Here is a 21,623-nt window from a genome sequence, read left to right on the forward strand (position 1 = left end):
GCTACAAGAAAACCCCGAAGGCTCTGGCCTTCGGGGTTTCTTTTACTTCGGGCGGTTTCATGCTGCTGACTTGCAGCAGCTTGCAGCTTGCAGCTTGCAGCTTGCAGCTTGCAGCTTGCAGCTTGCAGCTTGCAGCTCAGTGGCGGAAGTGGCGCATGCCGGTGAAGACCATGGCGATGCCGGCCTCGTTGGCGGCGTCGATCACTTCCTGATCGCGCATGGAGCCGCCGGGCTGGATCACCGCGGTGATGCCGGCCTTGGCGGCGGCGTCGATGCCGTCGCGGAACGGGAAGAAGGCGTCGCTGGCCATCACCGAGCCGGGTACGGAGAGGCCCTCGTCGGCGGCCTTGATGCCGGCGATCTTGGCCGAGTAGACGCGGCTCATCTGGCCGGCGCCCACGCCGATGGTCTGGCCGTCCTTGACGTAGACGATGGCGTTGGACTTGATGTACTTGCCGACCTTCCAGGCGAAGGCCAGGTCACGCATCTCCTGCTCCGACGGCACGCGCTCGGTGACCACGGTCAGCTCGTCGCGGCCGACCATGCCCAGGTCGCGGTCCTGGACCAGCAGGCCGCCGGTGACGCGCTTGAGGTCGTGGGCGTGTTCGCGCTCGCCGGGCCAGTGCGCGGAGATATCGAGCAGGCGCACGTTCTTCTTCTCGGCGACGATCTCGCGGGCCGCGTCCTCGACCCCGGGGGCGATGATCACCTCGACGAACTGGCGGTCGATGATGGCGCGGGCGGTCTCGGTGTCGAGCGCGCGGTTGAAGGCGATGATGCCGCCGAAGGCGCTGGTCGGGTCGGTGGCGAAGGCCTTGTCGTAGGCCTCGAGCTGGCTGGCGCCGACGGCCACGCCGCAGGGGTTGGCGTGCTTGACGATCACGCAGGCGGTGTCGGTGAAGCTCTTCACGCACTCCAGCGCGGAGTCGGTATCGGCCACGTTGTTGAACGACAGCGGCTTGCCCTGCAGGGTCTCGGCGGTGGAGACGCTCGGTTCCTGGCAGTTCGGCTCGACGTAGAAGGCCGCGGACTGGTGCGGGTTCTCGCCGTAGCGCATGGACTGCTTCTTGTGGAACTGCAGGTTGTAGGTGCGCGGGAAGCCATCCTCGCCGCCCTCGACGCGCTGGCCGAGGTAGTCGGCGATGGCGGCGTCGTAGCCGGCGGTGTGTTCGAAGGCCTTGACCGCCAGGTCGAAGCGGGTGGCCTGCTGCATGCCGCCGCGGGCGACTTCCTCGAGCACGCGGCCGTAGTCGCCGGCGTCGACCACGATGGTGGTGTAGGCGTGATTCTTGGCGCAGGAGCGGACCATGGTCGGGCCGCCGATGTCGATGTTCTCGATGGCGTCCTCGAGGGTGCAGTCCGGGCGCGCCACGGTGGCCGAGAACGGATACAGGTTGACCACCACCATGTCGATCGGCGCGATGTCGTGCTCGGCCATCACCGCGTCGTCCTGGCCGCGACGGCCGAGGATGCCGCCGTGGATCTTCGGATGCAGGGTCTTGACGCGGCCGTCCATGATCTCGGGGAAGCCGGTGTGCTCGGAGACCTCGGTGACCGGAATGCCGTTCTCCTGCAGCAGGCGGAAGGTGCCGCCGGTGGAGAGCAGCTCGACGCCCTGGGCGCTGAGGCCGCGGGCGAAGTCGACGATGCCGGTCTTGTCGGACACGCTGATCAGGGCGCGACGGACCGGAGTGGAAGAGGCTTGGGACATGAAGGTCACTCTGTTGGGCGTTGAGGGAACAAAACGCAAGCGAGGGCGCTCGATGGCGCCCTCGCGGGGAGTCAGATCAGCCCGTAGTGCTTGAGCTTCTTGCGCAGGGTGCCGCGGTTGAGGCCGAGCATTTCGGCGGCGCGGGTCTGGTTGCCCTGGGCGTTCTCGAGCACCGAGGCCAGCAGCGGCGCCTCGACCTCGGCCATCACCATGGCGTGAAGGTCGGTGACGTCGCCGCCGTCGAGGTGGTCGAAGTAGCGTCGCATGGCGGCGTCGACGGCCTCGCGCAGGGGCATGTCGCCGTGGGGGCTCAGCGCGCTGCCGTCGGCCTCGTCGAGGCGACGGGAGGCTCGGGCGTCCAGCTCGGTCAGCGCGGAATTCTGGTCAAGGGCTTGGCTGCTGGTCATGCGGCACAGGTTCCATCCGGCGTCATGGCCCGGGCGACACGGTGCGGCGCCGTGGCGGGGTCATGACGAAAGAGTTCGTCGATGAAGCGGCACTGGGCAGCGGCGCTGTCCAGGCCATTGAAGGTGGCGCGCAGGGCGCGTCGTCCGTCGTCGTCGAGGCGCACATCGCCGGCCAGGTACCAGCCGAGATGCTTGCGGGCGATGCGCACGCCCATGTGCTCACCGTAGAAGTCGTGCAGGGCCACCAGGTGGCCGTGGAGCACCGCCGCGCGCTCGGCGTCGTCGGGCGCCGCGAGGCGCTGGCCGTGCCGCAGGTAGTGGTCGATCTCGCGGAAGATCCAGGGGTTGCCCTGGGCACCGCGGCCGACCATCACCGCATCCGCCCCAGTATAGTCGAGGACGTGGCGGGCCTTCTCCGGCGTATCGACATCGCCGTTGGCGAAGATCGGCAGGCTCACCGCGGCCTTGATGGCGGCGATGGTGTCGTACTCGGCCTCGCCGCCGTAGCGCTGCTGGCGGTGACGGCCGTGCACGGCCAGCGCCTGGATGCCGGCGTCCTCGGCCAGCTTGGCCACCCGCACGCCGTTGTTGCTGTCGGCGCACCAGCCGGTGCGGATCTTCAGCGTCACCGGCACGTCCACCGCGGCGACCACCGATTCGAGGATCTCGGCCACCAGCGCCTCGTCGCGCAGCAGCGCCGAGCCGGCGGCCTTGTTGCAGACCTTCTTGGCCGGGCAGCCCATGTTGATGTCGATGATCTCGGCGCCCATCTCGGCGTTGAGCCGCGCCGCCTCGGCGAGCATCTCGGCGTCACCGCCGGCGATCTGCACGGCGCGGGGGCCGGGTTCGCCGCGATGGTCCATGCGCAGGCGCGACTTGCGGGTGTGCCACAGGTTCGGGTCCGAGGTCACCATCTCGCCCACCACCAGGCCCGCGCCCAGCCGCCGGCAGAGCGCGCGGAAGGGACGGTCGGTGACGCCGGCCATGGGGGCCAGGATCACCCGGTTCGGCAACGCATGAGCGCCGATGCGAGGCAGGGGGCGTGAATCGGGCATGGTCGAGATCGAAGGTTCGAAGGGGGGACATATCATACGCCCCCCGATGGCCTGGGTGAAGGAGCAACGTGCGGCAGGGCGTCGCCCTGCACACGGTGGTCGGCGCCGGACGCGGCGTCGCCGCTGCGGTCAGCCCTCGGCGGCGCGCCGTCCGGTGAGGCGCACCCAGCCCTCACGCACCTCGGGCTCGTCCATGATCAGGCCGCGTGCCTCGTAGGTCTCGCGCACCTCGTCGGCCTGGGCCTCGAGAATGCCGGACAGCGCCAGGCGGCCGCCCGGCGCCACGCGCCCGGCGATCTCGCCGGACAGTTCGACCAGCGGGCCGGCCAGGATGTTGGCGATCACCACCGGGAAGCGCGCCGTGGCGTCGAGCTGCTCCGGATAGTGGAGCGAGAAGTCGTCTTCCTCGACGCCGTTGCGCTCGGCGTTGTCGCGGCTGGCGGCGAGCGCCTGGGGGTCGATGTCGGTGCCCCGGGCCGAGCTCGCGCCGAGCTTGAGCGCGGCGATGGCCAGGATGCCGGAGCCGCAGCCCACGTCCAGCACCTCGCGGCCGTCGAGCTCGCCGGCCACGGCCAGGCCGTCGAGCCAGGAAAGGCACAGCGCCGTGGTGGGGTGGGTGCCGGTGCCGAAGGCCAGGCCGGGATCGAGATGCAGGTTGACCGCCTGCGGGTCCGGCGCCTCGTGCCAGCTCGGCACGATCCACAGCTTCTGGCCCATCTGCAGGGGCGCGAAGTCGTCCATCCAGGCGCGCTCCCAGTCGCGATCGTCGAGCAGTTCGTGCTCGATCTCGGGGCAGGGCTCGCCGGGCATGGCCTCGGACCAGGCGCCGGCCAGGCGCTCGAGCATCGCGGGCAGGCCCTCGAGGTCGTCGTAGAGGCCGGTCAGCACCGTCTCGTCCCACAGCGGCGTGGTGCCGCGCTCGGGCTCGAACAGCGGGTCGTCCTGGGCGTCCTGGAGGGTGATGGCGGTGGCGCCTTCGTCCAGCAGCAGTTCCTCGAGCAGGTCGGCCTGCTCGGGGGCGATGCGGGCCTTGAGTTGCAGCCAGGGCATGGGAACTCCCGGGAATCGCGTGGTGAAACGACGGCGGGGCGGCCAAGCCGCCCCGCTGCCGGAGGAGTGTCGACCGGGCTCAGAGGCCCAGCTTCTTCTCCAGGTAGTGGATGTTGACGCCGCCCTGCTGGAAATAGCCGTCGCGGACCAGATCCTTGTGCAGGTCGGTGTTGGTCTTGATGCCTTCGACCAGCAGCTCGTCCAGGGCGTTGCGCATCCGGGTCAGCGCCGTCTCGCGGTCGACGCCCCATGTGATCAGCTTGCCGATCAGGGAGTCGTAGTGCGGCGGCACCGAGTAGCCGGTGTAGACGTGGGAGTCCATGCGCACCCCGATGCCACCCGGCGGGTGGTAGAGGGTGACCTTGCCCGGGGAGGGCATGAAGGTCCTGGCATCCTCGGCGTTGATGCGGCACTCGAAGGCGTGGCCGCTGAGCTCGATCTCGTCCTGGCTCACGGACAGCGGCAGGCCGGAGGCGATGCGCAACTGTTCGCGGACGATGTCGACGCCGGTGACCATCTCGGTGACCGGGTGCTCGACCTGCACGCGGGTGTTCATCTCGATGAAGAAGAACTGGCCGTTCTCGTACAGGAACTCGAAGGTGCCGGCGCCGCGGTAGCCGATCTCGACGCAGGCATCGGTACAGGCCTTGAGCACCTGGGCGCGGGCGTCCGGGTCGAGGCCCGGGGCCGGGGCTTCCTCGAGCACCTTCTGGTGACGGCGCTGCAGCGAGCAGTCGCGGTCATAGAGGTGGACGGCATTGCCCTGGCCGTCGGCCAGTACCTGCACCTCGACGTGGCGCGGGTTCTCGAGGAACTTCTCCATGTAGACGGTGCCGTCGCCGAAGGCCGAGTGGGCCTCGGTGCGGGTCACGGTCACCGCGGAGAGCAGGTGGCCCTCGGTGTGCACCACGCGCATGCCGCGTCCGCCGCCGCCGGCAGCCGCCTTGATGATCACCGGATAGCCGATGCGGCGAGCGGTGGCGAGAATCTCGCCTTCGTCGTCGCCCAGCGGGCCGTTGGAGCCCGGTACGGTCGGCACGCCGGCCTTCTTCATGGCCTCGATGGCGCTGACCTTGTCGCCCATCAGGCGAATGGTCTCGGCGCGGGGGCCGATGAAGGTGAAACCGGAGCGTTCCACCTGCTCGGCGAAGTCGGCGTTCTCGGACAGGAAGCCGTAGCCGGGGTGGATGGCGCTCGAGTCGGTGACCTCGGCGGCGCTGATCAGCGCCGGGATGTTGAGGTAGGACTGCGCGGAGGAGGCCGGGCCGATGCACACGGCCTCGTCGGCCAGGCGCACGTGCATCAGGTCGCGGTCGGCCTTGGAGTGGACCGCGACCGTGCGAATGCCGAGCTCCTTGCAGGCACGCAGGATACGCAGAGCGATCTCGCCGCGATTGGCGATGAGAACCTTGTCCAGCATGATGGGGTCCGCCAATGTGGGTGAAGGGATCAGGAGATGACGACCATCGGCTGCTCGAATTCGACCGGCTCGCCGTCGTCGACCAGGAAGGCTTCGATGACGCCGTCACGATCGGCCTCGATCTGGTTCATCATCTTCATCGCCTCGACGATGCAGATGGTTTCACCCTTCTTGACGCTCTGGCCGACTTCGGCGAACGGTTTGGCGCCCGGGGCCGGGGCGCGGTAGAAGGTGCCGACCATCGGCGACAGGACTTCCTGGCCCTGGTAGGCCGGGCCCTGTTCGGCGGGCTCGGCGGCAGCGGCCGGCGCCTGCGGTGCCGGGGCGGCGGGCTGAGCCGGAGCGCCAGCAGGCCAGGCGGGAGCGGCCGGCTGCGGGTAGGCGGTGCCGTTCGGGTGACGGCTGATGCGCACAGACTCTTCGCCTTCCTGGATCTCGATCTCGCTGATGTTCGACTCTTCCAGCAGCTCGATCAGCTTCTTGACCTTGCGAATATCCATATGACGTCGTCTCAATGGTGAGTTCGGGATAACGGCCGTCGCAGTCAACCTCGGCTAACTTGCTATAGATCGCGACAAGATCTCGTCTCTTGTCGTCTCTATTGGCCTCTAAAAGCGGTGTGGGCGGAGTTTGCCGAAATTCCCGGGCGATGTCCAGCGGCCCGAACGGCGTTCGCCAATGAACCCTAGCCCGCGGCGGCGGCGCCGTCGAGCGAGGCGCTTACGCCCTCCAGATGGCGGGCCAGCTGGTCGGCGTCGACCTCGCCCTGGATGCGGGCCTGGCGCAGTTCGCGACCGTCGTCGAAGAACAGCAGGCTCGGCGGTCCGAACAGGCCGTAGTGCTCCAGCAGCGCCCGGCTGTCGGCGTCGGTCTCGGTGACGTCGACCTCGATGCGCTTGAAGCCGGACAGCGCCGCGACCACGGCCGGGTCGGGATAGACCTCGCGCTCCATGACCTTGCAGGAGATGCACCACTCGGCGGTGACGTCGACGAACACCGGTTGCTCGGCCGCGGCCAGGGCCGCGTCCAGCTCGTCGAGCCGGGTGACCACCGTCACCGGCTCGGGGGCGCCGGGGCCGGATTCGGCCGGCGCCGGGGCGCCGTGACGGGCCAGCGGGCGCAGCGGGTCCTCGGCGCCGCGGGAGGCGCCGATCACCAGGGTCACGCCCCACACCAGCAGCAGGATGCCCAGCGCCTGGCGGGCGCGCGCCCAGCCCTGGGGCGCGTTCAGGCTCAGGGCGCCGAGGGTCAGCGCCGTGCCGATGGCCAGGGCGGCCCACAGCAGCAGGGCCACTGGGCCAGGCACCAGGCGCTCGATCAGCCACACGGCGACCCCCAGCAGCAGGATGCCGAAGGCGGCCTTGATGCCGTTCATCCAGGCGCCGGTGCGCGGCAGCAGGGTCGGGCCGAAGGTGCCGACCAGCAGCAGCGGCACGCCCATTCCGAGCGCCAGAGCCAGCAGGGCGATGCCGCCCATCGCCGCATCGCCGGTGGATGAGATGAACACCAGGGCGCCGGCCAGCGGCGCCGACACGCAGGGCGAGACCACCAGCACCGAGAGTGCACCGGCCAGTGCCAGGCCGGCCGGGCCGCTCTTCTGGGCGCGGGTCTGCCAGGCCTCGATGCGCCCCGACAGCCGCGACGACAGGCGCAGGTCGAAGGCGCCGAACATGGCCAGGGCGAACAGCGTAAACAGCCCGGCGAACCCGATCAGCACCGGGGCCGACTGCAGTCGTGCCTGGAGATTCAGCCCGGCGCCGAAGCTGCCCATCAGCACGCCCACCACCGCATAGGTCAGCGCCATGCCGGCCACGTAGGACAGCGACAGGGCAAAGGCTCGAGGGCGGCGGGGCTGCTGGCCGACGATGATCGAGGACAGGATCGGGATCATCGGCAGCACGCAGGGGGTAAAGGTCAGCCCCAGGCCGGCGAGGAAGAACAGGCCCAGCACCAGCGGCAGGCTGGCCTCCTCGAGCAGGGCGCTGAAGCGGCCATCCTCGCTGACCGGGGCCGCGGGCGCGCCGGAAGCGGGCCGGGGGGTGCTGTCGGGCCGGGTGTCGATGTCGGTCGCGGCCGGCCCGTCGGGGGTCGCATCGGCGAAGGCGGCCGGTGCCTGGCCCTCGGGCGCCTGCAGCGACACCGTCTCCGGCGGATAGCAGAGGCCGGCGTCGGCACAGCCCTGGAAGCCGAAGGTCACATCGAACGGCCCCTCGGGAATTCCCTCGCCCCGGTGCTCGATCGGCACCGTGAACACGACGCGGTCGTAGAAGACCCGTACGTCGCCGAGGAACTCGTCGGTCTTGGCCTTGCCGGCCGGCAGCCGAGGCTCGCCGAGGGTCACGCCGGGAGTGTCGCTCTCGACGCTGAAGCGATGGCGATAGAGATAGTAGCCTTCGGCGTTCTCGACGCCGATCGAAAGCGTCTCGCCGTCGTGCCAGGCGCTGGGCTGGAAGGCCGCCTCGACGGGCAGGAAATCGCCGTCGTCGCCGCTGTTGTCGAACCACTGCGCCTGGGCGAGCAGCGGGATCCACAGCAGGACGAGCAGGCATGGCAGGCGGCGAAGGTGAAGCACGGGGCGTTCCTTGATCTTGAGGCGGGTGTCGTGGCGTCAATGCCGAGGCCGTGAATCGGCGGCGAGCGTGTGACCCTTGGCGGGGCATGGGGTTCCGCGGCGTTGGCCGCTATGATCTGATGCAGGGGGCGTGCAGTGCCGAGCCGGCATCCGGCGCGCTCAGGATATCGTAGCGGCGGGGCGTGGGTGTATGCGCCGCGTCGTCGCAGCTCGGGCGGATTCCGGGCCCACATCGTCAGGGAAATTCTATCATGGCATTGAAGCGACAGGCGGCCGACCGGCGCCGCCGCAGGAAGGAGGCGCTGGAGCGTCCGCAATATGGCTGGATCTGGAAGCCGCTGCTGGCGGCGCTGATCATCGCGCTGGTGGTGGCGCTTGGTCTCGGGGTCTGGTGGAGCCGCACGCCGGCTCTCGAGCCGACCCCGTCCCAGGTGCCGGCCGACGATGTCGTGGCGATCGCCGATCCCGCCTCCGGCACGGCCACCGTGGACGGTCTGTCGACGCTGGTGGCCACGCTGCTGGACAAGCCGGGCGGCTACCTGCGCAACGACCTGGCGCCGCCGGGGCTGTGGCTGGACAACATGCCGGCCTGGGAGCTCGGCGTGCTCGACCAGGCGCGCTGGATGAGCCAGTCGCTGCCGACCATCGCCGGCAGCGATGCTTCGGCGCTGGATGCCGCCCGCACCGCGCTGGAGGGCGACGCCGACGACTGGTTCTATCCCTCCACCGAGCATCGCCTCGAGCAGGCCCGCGCCGCGCTCGACGGCTATCGTCAGGCGGTGGCCGGTGGACAGGTCGACTTCGCCGCCGACGCCCAGGGCCTCGCCGCCTGGCTGAATGGCGTGGCGCGGGGGCTCGACGACATGGGGCGGCGCCTATCCGCGAGCGTCGGCAGCCCCGAGGCGCTGGCCGGGCTGGATCTCGACACCGAAGGGCTGCCCACGGAGACGCCCTGGTACCGGCTCGATAGCGTCTTCTTCGAGGCCCGAGGCCAGGCCTGGGCCCTGCATCGCCTGCTCGAGGCGGTGCGCCGCGATCAGGCCGAGCGGATCGAGGCGGCCGGGCTCGCGATGCGCTGGGAGGCCCTGCTGGCCGAACTCGAGCTCAGCCAGCGCCGGCTGTGGAGCCCGGTGATCCTCAACGGCTCCGGCTTCGGCCTGTTCGCCAATCACTCGCTGGTGATGGCGCACCACGTGCTGCGCGCCCGCGACCTGAGCCGCGAGCTCTCCGAGGACGTGGCGACGCAGGTTGGCGCGCCCGACGCGGCAGCGCCTGGCGCCGCGCCCTCATCCAGCGAAGGCGAGGCCGCGGCGTCGCCGGAAGCGGCGGGCGGCGATGACGCCGCGAACGAGTCGGTCGATCGGGCCGGCGCCGATGCGGCTGCAGCAGAAGGCGCCGGGGAAAGCGCCGGGGAAGCGCCCTCTTCAGAAGCCGGAGGCCAGGATGCCCGGGCCGAGGGGGTGGAAGACGCGGGCGCTGCCGCGACGGAAAGCGCTGGAGAAAGTGCGGGGGAGGAGAATGCCGAAGCGCCGGCGCCTGAGGTGGCCGATGAAGAGGGCGCGGCGCTGGCCGTGCCGGAAGATGGCGAGGAGCCCTGAGTCGGGCGGGGCGTCGCTCGATCGACGCCATGCCGCCATGTCAGACGTTATCTAAAAAGGGCCGCCCGGTGGGCGGCCCTTTTTCGTCTCATGTCTCGCAGGACGCGTGCGTTCCGCGGGACGGGATCACGGTCGTGATCAGGCCTTGCTGTAGGCGGCGACGGACTTCTCGATGGCCTTGCGCGCGGCCTCGACGCCTTCCCAGGATTCTACCTTGACCCACTTGCCCTTCTCGAGATCCTTGTAGTTCTCGAAGAAGTGGGCGATCTGTTGGCGCAGCAGTTCCGGCAGGTCGGTCACTTCCTGGACGTCATCGTACAGGCTGGACAGCTTCTCGTGCGGCACGCAGACCAGCTTGGCGTCTTCGCCGGCTTCGTCGGTCATGTTCAGGATGCCGACCGGGCGCGCACGGATGACGCTGCCGGGCTGGACCGGATACGGGGTCACGACCAGGGCGTCCAGCGGGTCGCCGTCGTCGGCCAGGGTGTGCGGGATGAAGCCGTAGTTGGCCGGGTAGAACATCGGGGTGGCCATGAAGCGGTCGACCAGCAGGGCGCCCATGTCCTTGTCGATCTCGTACTTGACCGGGGCGTGGTTGGCCGGGATCTCGATGGCGACGTAGAGGTCGTTGGGCAGGTCCTTGCCGGCGGGGATGTTGTCGAAGTTCATGAGCGCGTCCTTCTCTGGCTTGTGGCCCTGGGCGTATGACCCTGGCGGGTGGCCGTCGGTTGAAAATCCGCCGAATTATACGAGGCCGCCCCGGCGATTACCAACCCGACCTAGGTCGTTCGCGTGCCGCGAGGACGCCGACCATGGGGGGAGAGCCAGGCACGGGGGTGGGCGTGTATCATGGGCGGCGATGGAAAGGGGCCTCGCGGTCTCGAAGTCGCTGACATACAAGGAGATCGTCGTGGCATCCGCGCAACTGTCATTGAGTTTCGGCCAGGCCTTCGTGGTGCCGGACCGAGGCCGGCATCGCAGCTCGATGTCGGTCTGCGTGCCCGACGAGACGGCGCTGCTGACGGGCAAGGGCGCGACGGCGCTGATCACCGACTCGACCTCGCGCAATCCGCTGGCCAAGCAGGCCGGCGATCTCAGCGTGCAGGGCTTTCTGGCCGACTTCTATTCGACGCCCGAGCACTGGGGCGCCAAGCTTTCGGCGCACCGGGTGCTGCATGCCCTGAACAGCTGGTGCTATGGCCAGAGCCGTCAGGTGCGTGACGGCGGCTACGTGAGCTCGATGTCGGCGATGGTCTACCAGGGCCAGGTGGCGCATCTCTTCCACATGGGCGATACGCTGGTCTTTTGCCTGCGTGGGGCCGAGTTCGAACAGCTCAGTCGCGACCACGTCACCGATCTCGGCGGCTATCGCTATCCCTCACGGGCGCTGGGCATGGATGCGAGCCTCGACATCGACTACGTGGAGCTGCCGCTCAAGCAGGGCGACATCTTCCTGTTCACCACCCAGGCGGTGCAGGGCACCCTGATGCCCTCGGACTATGTGCAGCTGATTCGCCAGGACGCCAGCGACCTGCACGCGGCCTGCGAACGCCTGGCCCAGACCGCCAGCGAGCGCGCCAGCGCCCGCGGCTACGGCGGCGATCCGTTCTGCTTCCAGCTGGTGCGCATCGATGCGCTGCCCGAGGAGCAGCGCGACCAGCCGGACCGCTCCTACGGCGAGCTGCCGATTCCGCCGGAGCTGGCGGTGGGTGAACGGCTGGACGGGCTCGAGGTGCAGGAGGTGCTGTCGCGCACCGCCCAGTCGCGGGTCTACCGGGTGCGCGATACCCACACCGAGCGCGAGATGGTGATGAAGGCGCCGAGCCCGGAGCTCTCCAGCCGCAACGCCTACCTGGAGCACTTCCTGCTGCAGCAGTGGATCGTCGAGCGGGTGCGCTCGCCTTTCGTGGTGCGGGTCATAACGCCCTCGCGGCCGCGGCGCTTCCTCTATTACCTGATGGCCTACGTGGAAGGCATGACGCTGGAGGAGTGGGCGCGGCATCATCCCCGGGCGAGCCTGGGACAGCGGCTCGACATCGCCACCCAGCTGGGCAAGGCGGTGCAGGCGCTGCATCGCCGCGACCTGATACACCAGCAGATTCACCCCGAGAACGTGCTGGTCGACCGCCACGGCCAGGTGGTGCTGACCGACTTCAGCGCCTGTCACCTGCGCGACGTCGATGGCCACCGTCGCTCCCGCGGGCTGTTGCGCCAGGTGGGGCTCACCGAGCACAGCGCGCCGGAGTACGCCATGGACGACGAGGTCGGCCGTCGCAGCGACCAGTACTCGCTGGCGTCCACCGTCTATTGGCTGCTGACCGGCGCCTTGCCCTTTGAGGTGCCGGTGAAGGACCTGTTGCGCCACACCGACCTGGAACGCATGCACTACCGCAGCGCCCGGACGCTCAACCCGGAGGTGCCGGAGGCCCTCGACGAGGCGCTGAAGCGCGCCCTGACGCCCCAGCGGGCGCTTCGTTTCCGGCGCCTGTCCGAATTCCTGCATGCCCTGAAGGCGCCGACGCCGCCGGTGCCGAGCGAGGCGCCGCCGAAGCGGGGCGGGGCGACGGGCTTCTGGCAGGCCGTCGCCGCCGCACTGCTGGTGCTGCTGGTGCTGAGCTGGTTCCTCAGATAGGCATCGACGCGGGGTAACCCCCTGTGGCGCCGAGCTACAAGCGCCGAGCTACAAGCGCCGAGCTACAAGCGCCGAGCTACAAGAAAACCCCGAAGGTTTTGCCTTCGGGGTTTTCTGTTTCTCGCAGCGATTTCAGGCTGTTGACCTGCAGCTTGCCGCTTAGATGCTGAATTCTGGCAGCTTGCGCTCGACGCGATGCTTGGCCAGGCGCGCGACCTTGGGCAGGCCATTCTCGAACGGGGGGAAGTCCTCGCCCTGGATCAGCGGCGAGAGGTAGCGGCGGCATTCCTCGGTGATGCCGAAGCCGTTCTCGCTGATGAACTCGCGGGGCATGAACTTCTCGCGATTGGCTACCTCGGCCAGCGGCGCGGCCTCGACGGTCCAGGCGTAGGGGGCGTCTCCGGTGCGCTTGATGGCCGGCATCTTGGCGTTGTCGCCGGCGATGGCCAGCTCGACGGCCTTCTCGCCCACCGCGTAGGCCTGCTCCACGTCGGTCTTGGAGGCCAGGTGGCGGGCGGAGCGCTGCAGGTAGTCGGCCACGGCCCAGTGGTACTTGTAGCCCAGATCCTGCTTGACCATGCCGGCCAGGGTCGGTGCCACGCCGCCCAGCTGGCGGTGGCCGAAGGCGTCGGTGTTGCCGGAGTCGGCCAGGAAGGTGCCGTCCTCGTAGCGGGCGCCCTCGGAGACCACGATCACGCAGTAGCCGTAGTCCTTGACCGACTGCTCGACCCGGGCCATCACCGCGGCGCGGTCGAAGGCGACCTCGGGGAAGATGACCAGGTGCGGCGCGTCGCCTTCCTTCTCGCCGGCCAGGGCGCCGGCGGCGGCGATCCAGCCGGCGTGGCGGCCCATCACCTCGAGCACGAACACCTTGGTGGAGGTGGCGCACATGGAGGCGATGTCCAGCGAGGTCTCCAGGGTGGAGGTGGCGATGTACTTGGCCACGCTGCCGAAGCCGGGGGAGTTGTCGGTGATCGGCAGGTCGTTGTCCACGGTCTTCGGCACGTGGATGGCGGTCAGCGGATAGCCCATCTTCTCGGACAGCTGGGAGACCTTGAGGCAGGTGTCGGCGCTGTCGCCGCCGCCGTTGTAGAAGAAGTAGCGGATGTCGTGGGCCTTGAAGACCTCGATCAGCCGCTCGTACTGGGCGCGATGGGTCTCGATGTCCTTGAGCTTGTAGCGACAGGAGCCGAAGGCGCCGGCCGGGGTGTGGCGCAGGGCGGCGATCGCCTCGTCGCTCTCCTCACTGACGTCGATCAGGTCTTCGGTGAGGGCGCCGATGATGCCGTTGTGGCCGGCATAGACCTTGCCGATCTGGTCGGAGTGGCGGCGGCAGGCCTCGATGACGCCACAGGCACTGGCGTTGATCACGGCGGTGACGCCGCCGGACTGGGCGTAGAAGGCGTTGTGCTGGGCCATGGAGCTATCCTGTTGCTGGTCGCGTCAAGGGAAGGGCGGCCGTGGCTCGGCGAGCGCTTCCCGGCTTCGTCCCGAAAAGTCGCGATTCTAGCCCATCACTCGGGGTGCTGCACCCTGTCGGCGACGCGCGACGCCTGACACGCGTCGGCGTGTGCTGGAGCGGTCGCAGGCGCCATGCTAGGCTGCCGCTTTTCGCCGGCCCGCCGGCAGACAGGCTTTCGGCAGCGGAGTTTGCATGCACCTTCATATCCTCGGTATCTGCGGCACCTTCATGGGCAGCCTGGCGCTGCTGGCCCGGGGGGCCGGTTATCGGGTCAGCGGATCGGACGCCGGCGTCTACCCCCCGATGAGCACCCAGCTCGAGCAGGCGGGCATCGTCCTGAGCGAGGGCTTCTCGGCGCAGAATCTCGAGCCGGCGCCGGACCTGGTGGTGATCGGCAACGCCCTCTCGCGGGGCAATCCCGAGGTGGAGGCGGTGCTCGACCGCGGCCTGCCCTATGTCTCCGGCCCCCAGTGGCTGGCCGAGCACGTGCTGCCCGGTCGGCGGGTGATCGCCGTGGCCGGCACCCACGGCAAGACCACCACCGCCAGCCTGACCGCCTGGCTGCTGGAGGCCGCGGGCCAGGCGCCGGGGTTCCTGATCGGCGGCGTGCCGCGCAACTTCGGCGTCTCGGCGCGGCTGGGCGATGCCGAGGCGCCCTTCGTGGTCGAGGCCGACGAGTACGACACCGCCTTCTTCGACAAGCGCTCCAAGTTCGTGCACTACCGCCCCGAGATCGCGGTGCTGGGCAACCTGGAGTTCGACCACGCCGACATTTTTCCCGACCTGGCCGCCATCGAGCGCCAGTTTCACCACCTGGTGCGCACCGTGCCGGGCAAGGGGCGGCTGCTGGTGGCCGACGGCGAGCCGGCGCTTCAGCGCGTGCTCGAGCAGGGCCGCTGGACGCCGGTGGAGCGCTTCGGCAGCGCGGCGGACAGCGCCTGGCGCCTGGCCCTCGAGCGCGACGACGCCAGCCGTTTCCGGGTCGTGCATCGCCGCGATGACGGCGGCGAGGAAGCCGCGGTGGTCGACTGGTCGCTGACCGGCGCCTACAACGCCCGCAACGCCGTGGCCGCGCTGGCCGCGGCCCACGCCTGCGGCGTGTCGCTCGCCGACGGCGCCGAGGCGCTCGCCCGCTTCGCCACCCCGCGGCGGCGCCAGGAGGTGCGCGGCGAGGTGGCCGGCATCCAGGTGATCGACGACTTCGCCCACCATCCCACCGCCATCGCCGCGACCCTCGGCGGGCTGCGCGCGTCCGCCCGGGAAGGGCGGCTGCTGGCGGTGATCGAGCCGCGCTCGAACACCATGCGCCTCGGCACCCTGCGCGAGCGCCTGGCCGGCAGCGTGGCCGACGCCGATGCCGCCTACTGGTACCAGCCGGCGGGGCTCGACTGGACCCTGGCGCCGGTGGTCGAGGCCAGCGGCCGGCCCGGCGGCGTGTATGACGACCTGGACGGCCTGGTGGCGGCGCTGGTGGCCGAGGCGCGGCCGGGCGACCGGCTGGTGGTGATGTCCAACGGCGGCTTCGGCGGCATCCACGAGAAGCTGCTGGCGGCGCTGGAGGTGGCCCATGGCGGTTGAGCACGGCAGCGAGCGCTTCGGCGCCCCGGTCACCGTGGCGCTGACCGGGGCCTCCGGCGCCCAGTACGGGCTGCGCCTGATCGAGGCGCTGGTGGCGGCCGAGCGCGAGGTCTGGGTGATGATCTCCAAGGCCGCGCACCTGGTGATCGCCACCGAGACCGACGGCGACCTGCCGGCGCGCCCCGAACGGCTGGCCGAGGCGCTCACCGAGCGCGCCGGCGCCGCACCGGGCCAGATCCGCTGCTTCGGCCGCGAGGACTGGATGGCGCCGGTGGCCTCCGGCTCCGGCGCCAGCTCGGCGATGGTGATCTGCCCCTGCTCCACGGGCACGCTCTCGGCGGTGGCCTGCGGCGCCAGCAACAACCTGATCGAGCGCGCCGCCGACGTGGCCCTGAAGGAGCGCCGTCAGCTGATCCTGGTGCCGCGCGAGACGCCGCTGTCGGCGATCCACCTCGAGCACATGCTGAACCTCACCCGTCTAGGCGCGGTGGTGATGCCGGCGGCGCCGGGCTTCTACCATCGGCCGGCCTCGGTCGAGGACCTGATCGACTTCATCGTCGCGCGCATTCTCAACCAGCTCGGCATCGAGCATCGCCTGATGCCCCGCTGGGGCGAATAGGGTGGCCCGGGCCACGGAGCGCCCGTTCACGCCGCCGTCATGCCGACCCGCCACGCTGAGCGGGTCGCGACCACAAGGATGTGCTTCCCGTGATCACGCTGTCTGTGCTGTCGGTGTTCGTGCCGACCTTCCTGCTGGTGTCGCTGACGCCGGGCATGTGCATGACCCTGGCCATGGTGCTGGGCATGACCCAGGGCGTGCGACGCACCCTGTGGATGATGATCGGCGAGCTCGTCGGCGTGGGGCTGGTGGCCGTGGCGGCCGGCGCCGGCGTGGCCACGCTGATGCTGCGCCAGCCGACGCTGTTCGCGGTGTTCAAGTGGGTGGGTGGCGCCTACCTGGCCTATCTCGGCGTGATGATGTGGCGCTCCCGCGGTCGCATGGCGATTCCCGACGACCTCGAGAGCCAGGGGCGCGCCGGGCGTCGGGAGCTGGCCATGCAGGGCTTCGTCACCGCGGTGGCCAATCCCAAGGGCTGGGCCTTCTTCGTCGCCCTGCTGCCGCCGTTTCTCGATGCCTCGCGGCCGCTCGCCGCCCAGCTGGTGGCGCTGGTGGCGATCATCCTGACCATCGAGTTCGGCGCGCTGCTGGCCTACGCCACCGGCGGCCAGACCCTTCGCCATCTGCTGGGCCAGGCCGACAAGGTGCGCCTGCTCAACCGCCTGGCCGGCACGCTGATGATCGGCGTCGGGGCCTGGCTGATTCTGGGCTAGCGCTTAGCGCCTAGCGCCGAGCGCCGAGCGCCGAGCTAAAAGCGCCGAGCTAAAAGCGCCGAGCTAAAAGCGCCGAGCTAAAAGCGCCGAGCTAAAAGCGCCGAGCTAAAAGAAAACCCGCAGGCCATGGCCTTCGGGTTTTCTTTTGCTTCGGGCGGTTTCACGCTGCCGCTTGCCCCTACGCCGGCCCCAGCCAGGCGACGCGTGCGGCGGCCAGCGCCAGCGATGCCGCGCCCAGTGTCAGCCAGGGGGTGGGGCGCAGGGTGCGGTGGGCCCGGCGCTGCCAGGCCAGTTGCACCAGCGTGCAGACCACCAGCCCCAGCAGGGTGCCGCCGATCAGATCGCTCAGCCAGTGGACGCCCAGCACCAGCCGCGACAGCGCCATGGGCACGATGATGGCGATGGCGCCCCAGTAGGCCCAGAAGCGTCGCGCCAGCGGCAGCTCGCGGGCGATGAAGGCCGCGGCCAGGCCGTAGAGCACCACCGCGGTGGAGGTATGGGCGCTGGGATAGGAGAACGAGTCCGCCAGATGCAGCGGCGTGTCCGGCCGCACGCGGCCAATCAGCGCCTTGCTCAGCGTGTTCAGGGCGGCGATGCCGACCAGCCCGCCGACCAGATGAGCGAAGGCGTCGAGCCGTCCTCGCAGCAACCACCACAGCCCCCAGGGCAGCACCAGGGCGATCACGCCGTAGAGATCGCCGAGCCGTGCCAGGGTGTCGGCGAAGGTCGCCAGCCAGGGGGGCGCCAGTTCGTCCATCAGGCCGTCGAGCCGCTGATCCATGGGCAGCGGGCCGCCGTGATGCAGCACCACCAGGGTCCAGGCCGAGAGCGCGGTGAGCGAGGTCAGCAGCAGCAGCCAGGTGCCCAGCGGCGCCTCGCGGCCCCGGGCCCGGCCCAGCGCCCGCCACAGCCGGCGGCCGCGGGGGTGGCGACGCAGCAGGTCGATCATGGCCCGGTAGATCAGGCCGTCGTGATGGGTCTGGTGGCGCAGCCAGGAAAAGATCAGCGCCAGGGCCACCACCACGGCGCCGAGACCCACCAGCCAGGGTTCCAGGGCCTCGGGCACGCCGGGCAGGCGCTGCCAGGTGCGCCCCAGCAGGTAGCCGGGCAGCACGTAGGCCGGTGCCCACAGCGCCGCCGAGGCCAGGTTGGCCAGGGTGAAACGCCGCGGCGGCATGTGCATCATGCCGGCGATCATCGGTATCACCGGACGCACCGGTCCGACGAAGCGGCCGAAGAAGACCGACAGCGCGCCGTGGCGGTGGAAGAAGCGCGCGCCCTGGGCGATCCATTCGGGGTAGCGGGACAGCGGCCACATGCCGGTGACGCGTTCGCGCTGGGTATGGCCGAGCCAGAAGCTCAGGCCGTCGCCGATCACGGCGCCGATGAAGGCGGCGGCGATCATCGCGGCCACGGCCAGCTCCTGGTGGCCGGCCATGGAGGCGACGGCGGTGATCAGTACCACGCCGGGCACCAGCAGGCCGACCAGGGCCAGCGACTCCACCATGGCGATGAGAGCGGTCAACAGCAGCAGCATGGCCGGTGATGGCGTCAGCTGCTGCAGCAGGTCGACGAGATTCAAGGTTCCCTCCTTGATCGATGGGTGGGCGCTAGCCGGCGGCCAGGGCCTGGGTCATGGCCTGCAGGCGGGTCAGGAAGGCCGGGCTGGCCTCGCCGGCGCGAGGAGTCTCCAGGCGCAGGCGCACTTCCAGCGGCCCGGTGTCCACCAGCACGATCTGCTCCAGGGCCTGCTGCAAGCGCTGGCGCACCAGCAGGGCGCCGCTCTCGGTGGTGTCGGGGAGGATCAGCCAGAAGGCGGTCTCGTCCTCGCGGCCGAGCGAGTCGAGGTCGCGGCAGTCGCGCAGCACGCCCTGGCAGAACGCCGTCAGCATGGCGCGCCGGGTGTCATCGCCAAACTGCTCGCGGGTCATGTCGAGCTGGGGCAGATGGATCAGCAGCACCGCCATGGGTCGCTCGAGCAGGCGGGCGCGCTCGAACTCGCCGATCAGCCGCTCATGCAGGTGCGTGCGGGTCAGGGCGCGGCATTCCTGCTCCAGCGGGTCGGTGGCCTGCAGCAGGCTGCGCTGGCGCAGGCGGTCCCACAGCGCCAGGGTGGCCACGGCGACCAGCGCCAGATAGGCCGCGGCGAGATCGGCGTCGGCCTGGCCGTCGCCGAGCAGGGCCAGCCAGATCGGCGTCAGCGCCAGGTTGAGGAAGATCGCGGGCCCCAGCGGCAGCAGCACCAGGGTCAGGATCGGCGGCAGGCCGATCCACAGCGCCGGATGCCCGCTCTGGCTGGGCAGCTCGACGGCGATCAGCAGGAAGCCGCAGATCAGCGCGAGATAGGCCGAGGCCCGCGAGGGCGTCTTGCCGGCGGCGGCCAGCAGTGCGGCCAGCGCCATCACCGGCGCCAGCAGGGCCGGCAGCAGGATGCGCACGTAGTGGCCCATCAGATAGAACCACAGCGCCTGGCCGAGCAGCAGCAGGGTGGCGGTGCCGAGCACCATGAGGAACAGGCGAGGGCGGGGGGTATTCGACTCAGTCATGATGGGCGACCTCCCGCACCTCGACGCCACGGGTCTGGCGCTTCAGCGCACGACGCTCCCGGGTCAGCGAGCCGAGGCGGGGCAGGGTGACGACCCGGGCCCGCACCGAGTCGTCCAGCGGCGCCAGCAGGGCCTGGCGGCGTTCGGCGGCCTGGTCGGCATCGCGATGGACCAGCAGCAGCCCGAGGGTGCGCCGGTCCAGGCGATAGCCGTTCTCGAACGGCCGCAGTTCCCGGCACAGCCGGTCGGCCAGCGACCACAGCTGCCGGCGGCCGGTATAGAGCAGCAGCAGTTCCACATGGCTGTTCTCGAGGCGGGCACGCTGGCGCTCGCGCTGAATGTCGTGGCGCAGGCACTGGCTCGGCCACAGGGGCAGGTCCGGCGACAGTCGGGCGCGGTGGCGGATGCGGCGTCGCAGGGCCTGGAGCCCCAGCGAGCGCGCGAGCCCCAACAGCATCAGGCCGACCAGCAGCAGGCCGGCCAGCGCCCACTGCTCGAGGCCCAGCAGCGGCTGCAGGTGCCACCAGCTGGTGGCGGCGAGTGCGGCGTTGAACAGCAGCATCCAGCGCGGCTGGGGCAGCATCAGCAGGATGGCCCAGGCCCACAGCCAGGTCAGATGCCGCTCCGGCGTGACCCACAGCATGGCGGCCAGCAGCAGGCCCGGCATCAGCTGCCAGGGCACGGTGGCCGGATGGCGATGGCGGTGGGCCATCTGCGTGGTCGTCACCGCCAGCCACAGCGCGGCGAGGCCCAGCAGCAGGGCGTCCGGCAGGGTCTCGGCGGTGGCGGCCAGGAAGCTCGTGAGGCCGGCGGCGATCAGCAGGTTGGCGCGCATCAGCCCGACTTTGTACTTGCTCTGCATGGTGACTTAGTATGGGCTCCTTCCCGATTCGACACGAGCCTGGGGCGTGGCCTGATGCCCCGCACCGATTTCCTGGAGACACTCTACGGCATGACAGCTCACGCCTCCCACTCCGATGACGCCATCGCCGACGTCGATGCCTACATGCAGCAGCTGGGGCAGCAGGCGCGTGACGCCGTCGCGCGTCTGCGCCGCGCCGACGCCGCATCCAAGAACGCCGCCCTGAAGGCCATGGCCGAGCGGCTGGGCGAGTCCCGCGATACGGTGCTGGCGGCCAACGCGCGCGACCTGGAGCGCGGTCGCGAGGACGGCCTCGATGCCGCGCTGCTCGACCGCCTGGCGCTGAACGAGGCGCGCTTCGACGCCATGATCGAGGGTCTGCACCAGGTCGCGGCGCTGCCCGATCCGGTCGGCGAGATCGACGGCCTCAACGCTCGCCCGAGCGGCATCCAGGTCGGCCACATGCGCGTGCCGCTGGGCGTGATCGGTATCATCTACGAATCGCGGCCCAACGTCACCATGGAAGCCGCGAGCCTGTGTCTCAAGTCGGGCAATGCGGCGATCCTGCGCGGCGGCTCCGAGGCGCGCGAGTCCAACGCCGCCATCGCGGCCTGCATCCGCGAGGGCCTCGAGCGTGCCGGGCTGCCCGAGGCGGCGGTACAGGTGGTGGCGACCACCGACCGCGCCGCGGTCGGCCGGCTGATCGACATGCCGGAGTACGTCGACGTGATCATCCCGCGCGGCGGCAAGTCGCTGATCGAGCGCATCTCCCGCGACGCGCGGGTGCCGGTGATCAAGCACCTGGACGGGGTCTGCCACGTCTATCTCGACGCCACCGCGGATCGCGACAAGGCACTGGCCATCGCCGTCAATGCCAAGACCCAGCGCTACGGCACCTGCAATACCATGGAGACCCTGCTGGTCGACGCCCCGGTGGCCGAAGACCTGCTGCCCGCGCTGGCCGCGGCCTACGCCGAGCACGGCGTCGAGCTGCGCGGCTGCGAGCGCACCCGGGCGATCCTCGCCGACGTCGCCCCGGCCACCGAGGACGACTGGGCGGCCGAGTACCTGGCGCCGGTGCTGGCGATCCGCGTGGTCGACGGCATCGATGATGCCATGGCCCACATCGAGCGCTACAGCTCGCGGCACACCGATGCCATCGTCACCGAGAACTACACCCTGGCGCGGCGCTTCCTGGCCGAGGTCGACTCCAGTTCGGTGATGGTCAACGCCTCCACCCGCTTCGCCGACGGCTTCGAGTACGGCCTGGGCGCGGAGATCGGCATCTCCACCGATCGCCTGCACGTGCGCGGCCCGGTGGGCCTCGAGGGCCTGACCACGCGCAAGTACGTGGTGCTCGGCGACGGCCAGATCCGACAGTGAGCGTGGGGCCGGTGA

General features: G+C 70.1%; 18 protein-coding genes. 6 read left to right on the forward strand and 12 right to left on the reverse strand.

Translation table 11 applies throughout. The features are described 5' to 3' along the window. Positions 1–136: 136 nt before the first annotated feature. From purH to dsbD, 7 genes are all read right to left on the reverse strand, one after another. On the reverse strand, positions 137–1,711 hold the full coding sequence (gene purH / locus ACGTNF_RS01775; RefSeq protein ID WP_394600172.1) for a bifunctional phosphoribosylaminoimidazolecarboxamide formyltransferase/IMP cyclohydrolase: 1,575 nt from the start codon (positions 1,709–1,711) through the stop codon (positions 137–139). A 71-nt stretch (positions 1,712–1,782) separates the two neighbouring features. Then, complete coding sequence (gene fis, locus ACGTNF_RS01780; protein ID WP_016854539.1) at positions 1,783–2,118, reverse strand: DNA-binding transcriptional regulator Fis; 336 nt, start codon at positions 2,116–2,118, stop codon at positions 1,783–1,785. Continuing rightward, positions 2,115–3,173: a tRNA dihydrouridine synthase DusB gene (gene dusB / locus ACGTNF_RS01785; RefSeq protein WP_394600173.1), complete on the reverse strand. Its 1,059-nt coding sequence runs from the start codon at positions 3,171–3,173 to the stop codon at positions 2,115–2,117. The genes fis and dusB overlap by 4 nt, the downstream gene beginning before the upstream one ends. Before the next feature lie 129 nt (positions 3,174–3,302). Then, entirely contained in the window at positions 3,303–4,223 is a 921-nt protein-coding gene (gene prmA, locus ACGTNF_RS01790) for a 50S ribosomal protein L11 methyltransferase (protein WP_394600174.1), read from the reverse strand. A gap of 79 nt (positions 4,224–4,302) precedes the next feature. Further along, a complete protein-coding gene (accC, locus tag ACGTNF_RS01795; RefSeq protein WP_394600176.1) occupies positions 4,303–5,643 on the reverse strand; it encodes an acetyl-CoA carboxylase biotin carboxylase subunit in 1,341 nt (446 codons plus the stop codon). A gap of 29 nt (positions 5,644–5,672) precedes the next feature. Next, the gene (accB, locus tag ACGTNF_RS01800; protein WP_394600531.1) at positions 5,673–6,143 is read right to left on the reverse strand and encodes an acetyl-CoA carboxylase biotin carboxyl carrier protein; all 471 of its coding nucleotides are present in this window, start codon (positions 6,141–6,143) and stop codon (positions 5,673–5,675) included. A gap of 185 nt (positions 6,144–6,328) precedes the next feature. Further along, positions 6,329–8,215 (reverse strand): protein-disulfide reductase DsbD, encoded by a 1,887-nt coding sequence (gene dsbD, locus ACGTNF_RS01805; RefSeq protein WP_394600177.1) that lies wholly within the window; start codon positions 8,213–8,215, stop codon positions 6,329–6,331. 251 nt (positions 8,216–8,466) lie between these two features. On the opposite strand from dsbD, the gene ACGTNF_RS01810 reads away from it, so the two are divergent. Then, entirely contained in the window at positions 8,467–9,813 is a 1,347-nt protein-coding gene (locus ACGTNF_RS01810) for a DUF2333 family protein (RefSeq protein ID WP_394600178.1), read from the forward strand. Positions 9,814–9,951: 138 nt separating this feature from the next. Here the strand turns inward: ACGTNF_RS01810 and ppa are convergent, their stop codons facing one another. Then, positions 9,952–10,482 carry an inorganic diphosphatase gene (ppa, locus tag ACGTNF_RS01815; RefSeq protein WP_016854546.1) on the reverse strand — a complete coding sequence of 177 codons (531 nt, stop codon included), beginning with the start codon at positions 10,480–10,482 and terminating at the stop codon, positions 9,952–9,954. 241 nt (positions 10,483–10,723) lie between these two features. Between ppa and ACGTNF_RS01820 the strand changes: the two genes are divergently transcribed. Then, a complete protein-coding gene (locus tag ACGTNF_RS01820) occupies positions 10,724–12,445 on the forward strand; it encodes a bifunctional protein-serine/threonine kinase/phosphatase (RefSeq protein WP_394600179.1) in 1,722 nt (573 codons plus the stop codon). A 159-nt stretch (positions 12,446–12,604) separates the two neighbouring features. Here ACGTNF_RS01820 and ACGTNF_RS01825 read toward each other — a convergent pair whose 3' ends face one another. Continuing rightward, positions 12,605–13,864, reverse strand: coding sequence for a 6-phosphofructokinase (locus ACGTNF_RS01825; protein WP_394600181.1), 1,260 nt, complete (start codon positions 13,862–13,864; stop codon positions 12,605–12,607). Positions 13,865–14,099: 235 nt separating this feature from the next. Between ACGTNF_RS01825 and mpl the strand changes: the two genes are divergently transcribed. From mpl to ACGTNF_RS01840, 3 genes are all read left to right on the forward strand, one after another. Further along, on the forward strand, positions 14,100–15,485 hold the full coding sequence (gene mpl / locus ACGTNF_RS01830; protein ID WP_394600183.1) for a UDP-N-acetylmuramate:L-alanyl-gamma-D-glutamyl-meso-diaminopimelate ligase: 1,386 nt from the start codon (positions 14,100–14,102) through the stop codon (positions 15,483–15,485). After that, entirely contained in the window at positions 15,475–16,104 is a 630-nt protein-coding gene (locus ACGTNF_RS01835; protein WP_016854550.1) for a flavin prenyltransferase UbiX, read from the forward strand. The genes mpl and ACGTNF_RS01835 overlap by 11 nt, the downstream gene beginning before the upstream one ends. An 89-nt stretch (positions 16,105–16,193) precedes the next feature. Then, complete coding sequence (locus ACGTNF_RS01840) at positions 16,194–16,817, forward strand: LysE family translocator (protein WP_394600184.1); 624 nt, start codon at positions 16,194–16,196, stop codon at positions 16,815–16,817. Positions 16,818–16,995: 178 nt separating this feature from the next. Here ACGTNF_RS01840 and ACGTNF_RS01845 read toward each other — a convergent pair whose 3' ends face one another. The 3 genes from ACGTNF_RS01845 to ACGTNF_RS01855 are packed head-to-tail and all read right to left on the reverse strand — an operon-like array spanning position 16,996 to position 20,225. Continuing rightward, positions 16,996–18,399 (reverse strand): bifunctional DedA family/phosphatase PAP2 family protein, encoded by a 1,404-nt coding sequence (locus tag ACGTNF_RS01845; RefSeq protein WP_394600185.1) that lies wholly within the window; start codon positions 18,397–18,399, stop codon positions 16,996–16,998. Positions 18,400–18,427: 28 nt separating this feature from the next. After that, positions 18,428–19,363, reverse strand: coding sequence for a diguanylate cyclase domain-containing protein (locus tag ACGTNF_RS01850; RefSeq protein WP_394600186.1), 936 nt, complete (start codon positions 19,361–19,363; stop codon positions 18,428–18,430). Next, on the reverse strand, positions 19,356–20,225 hold the full coding sequence (locus tag ACGTNF_RS01855; RefSeq protein WP_394600188.1) for a hypothetical protein: 870 nt from the start codon (positions 20,223–20,225) through the stop codon (positions 19,356–19,358). Before ACGTNF_RS01855 ends, ACGTNF_RS01850 begins: the two co-directional genes overlap by 8 nt. 90 nt (positions 20,226–20,315) lie before the next feature. On the opposite strand from ACGTNF_RS01855, the gene ACGTNF_RS01860 reads away from it, so the two are divergent. Further along, positions 20,316–21,608 carry a glutamate-5-semialdehyde dehydrogenase gene (locus tag ACGTNF_RS01860; protein WP_394600532.1) on the forward strand — a complete coding sequence of 431 codons (1,293 nt, stop codon included), beginning with the start codon at positions 20,316–20,318 and terminating at the stop codon, positions 21,606–21,608. Positions 21,609–21,623 lie beyond the last annotated feature (15 nt).

The organism is Halomonas sp. B23F22_10, assembly GCF_043496975.1.
GTDB classification, from domain to species: Bacteria; Pseudomonadota; Gammaproteobacteria; order Pseudomonadales; family Halomonadaceae; genus Halomonas; species Halomonas smyrnensis.

Excerpts from the sequence above, each read along its gene's own strand:
- purH (WP_394600172.1), bottom strand. The coding sequence starts at position 1,711 with ATGTCCCAAGCCTCTTCCACTCCGGTCCGTCGCGCCCTGATCAGCGTG.
- fis (WP_016854539.1), bottom strand. The coding sequence starts at position 2,118 with ATGACCAGCAGCCAAGCCCTTGACCAGAATTCCGCGCTGACCGAGCTG.
- dusB (WP_394600173.1), bottom strand. The coding sequence starts at position 3,173 with ATGCCCGATTCACGCCCCCTGCCTCGCATCGGCGCTCATGCGTTGCCG.
- prmA (WP_394600174.1), bottom strand. The coding sequence starts at position 4,223 with ATGCCCTGGCTGCAACTCAAGGCCCGCATCGCCCCCGAGCAGGCCGAC.
- accC (WP_394600176.1), bottom strand. The coding sequence starts at position 5,643 with ATGCTGGACAAGGTTCTCATCGCCAATCGCGGCGAGATCGCTCTGCGT.
- accB (WP_394600531.1), bottom strand. The coding sequence starts at position 6,143 with ATGGATATTCGCAAGGTCAAGAAGCTGATCGAGCTGCTGGAAGAGTCG.
- ACGTNF_RS01810 (WP_394600178.1), top strand. The coding sequence starts at position 8,467 with ATGGCATTGAAGCGACAGGCGGCCGACCGGCGCCGCCGCAGGAAGGAG.
- ppa (WP_016854546.1), bottom strand. The coding sequence starts at position 10,482 with ATGAACTTCGACAACATCCCCGCCGGCAAGGACCTGCCCAACGACCTC.
- ACGTNF_RS01825 (WP_394600181.1), bottom strand. The coding sequence starts at position 13,864 with ATGGCCCAGCACAACGCCTTCTACGCCCAGTCCGGCGGCGTCACCGCC.
- mpl (WP_394600183.1), top strand. The coding sequence starts at position 14,100 with ATGCACCTTCATATCCTCGGTATCTGCGGCACCTTCATGGGCAGCCTG.
- ACGTNF_RS01835 (WP_016854550.1), top strand. The coding sequence starts at position 15,475 with ATGGCGGTTGAGCACGGCAGCGAGCGCTTCGGCGCCCCGGTCACCGTG.
- ACGTNF_RS01850 (WP_394600186.1), bottom strand. The coding sequence starts at position 19,363 with ATGACTGAGTCGAATACCCCCCGCCCTCGCCTGTTCCTCATGGTGCTC.
- ACGTNF_RS01855 (WP_394600188.1), bottom strand. The coding sequence starts at position 20,225 with ATGCAGAGCAAGTACAAAGTCGGGCTGATGCGCGCCAACCTGCTGATC.
- ACGTNF_RS01860 (WP_394600532.1), top strand. The coding sequence starts at position 20,316 with ATGACAGCTCACGCCTCCCACTCCGATGACGCCATCGCCGACGTCGAT.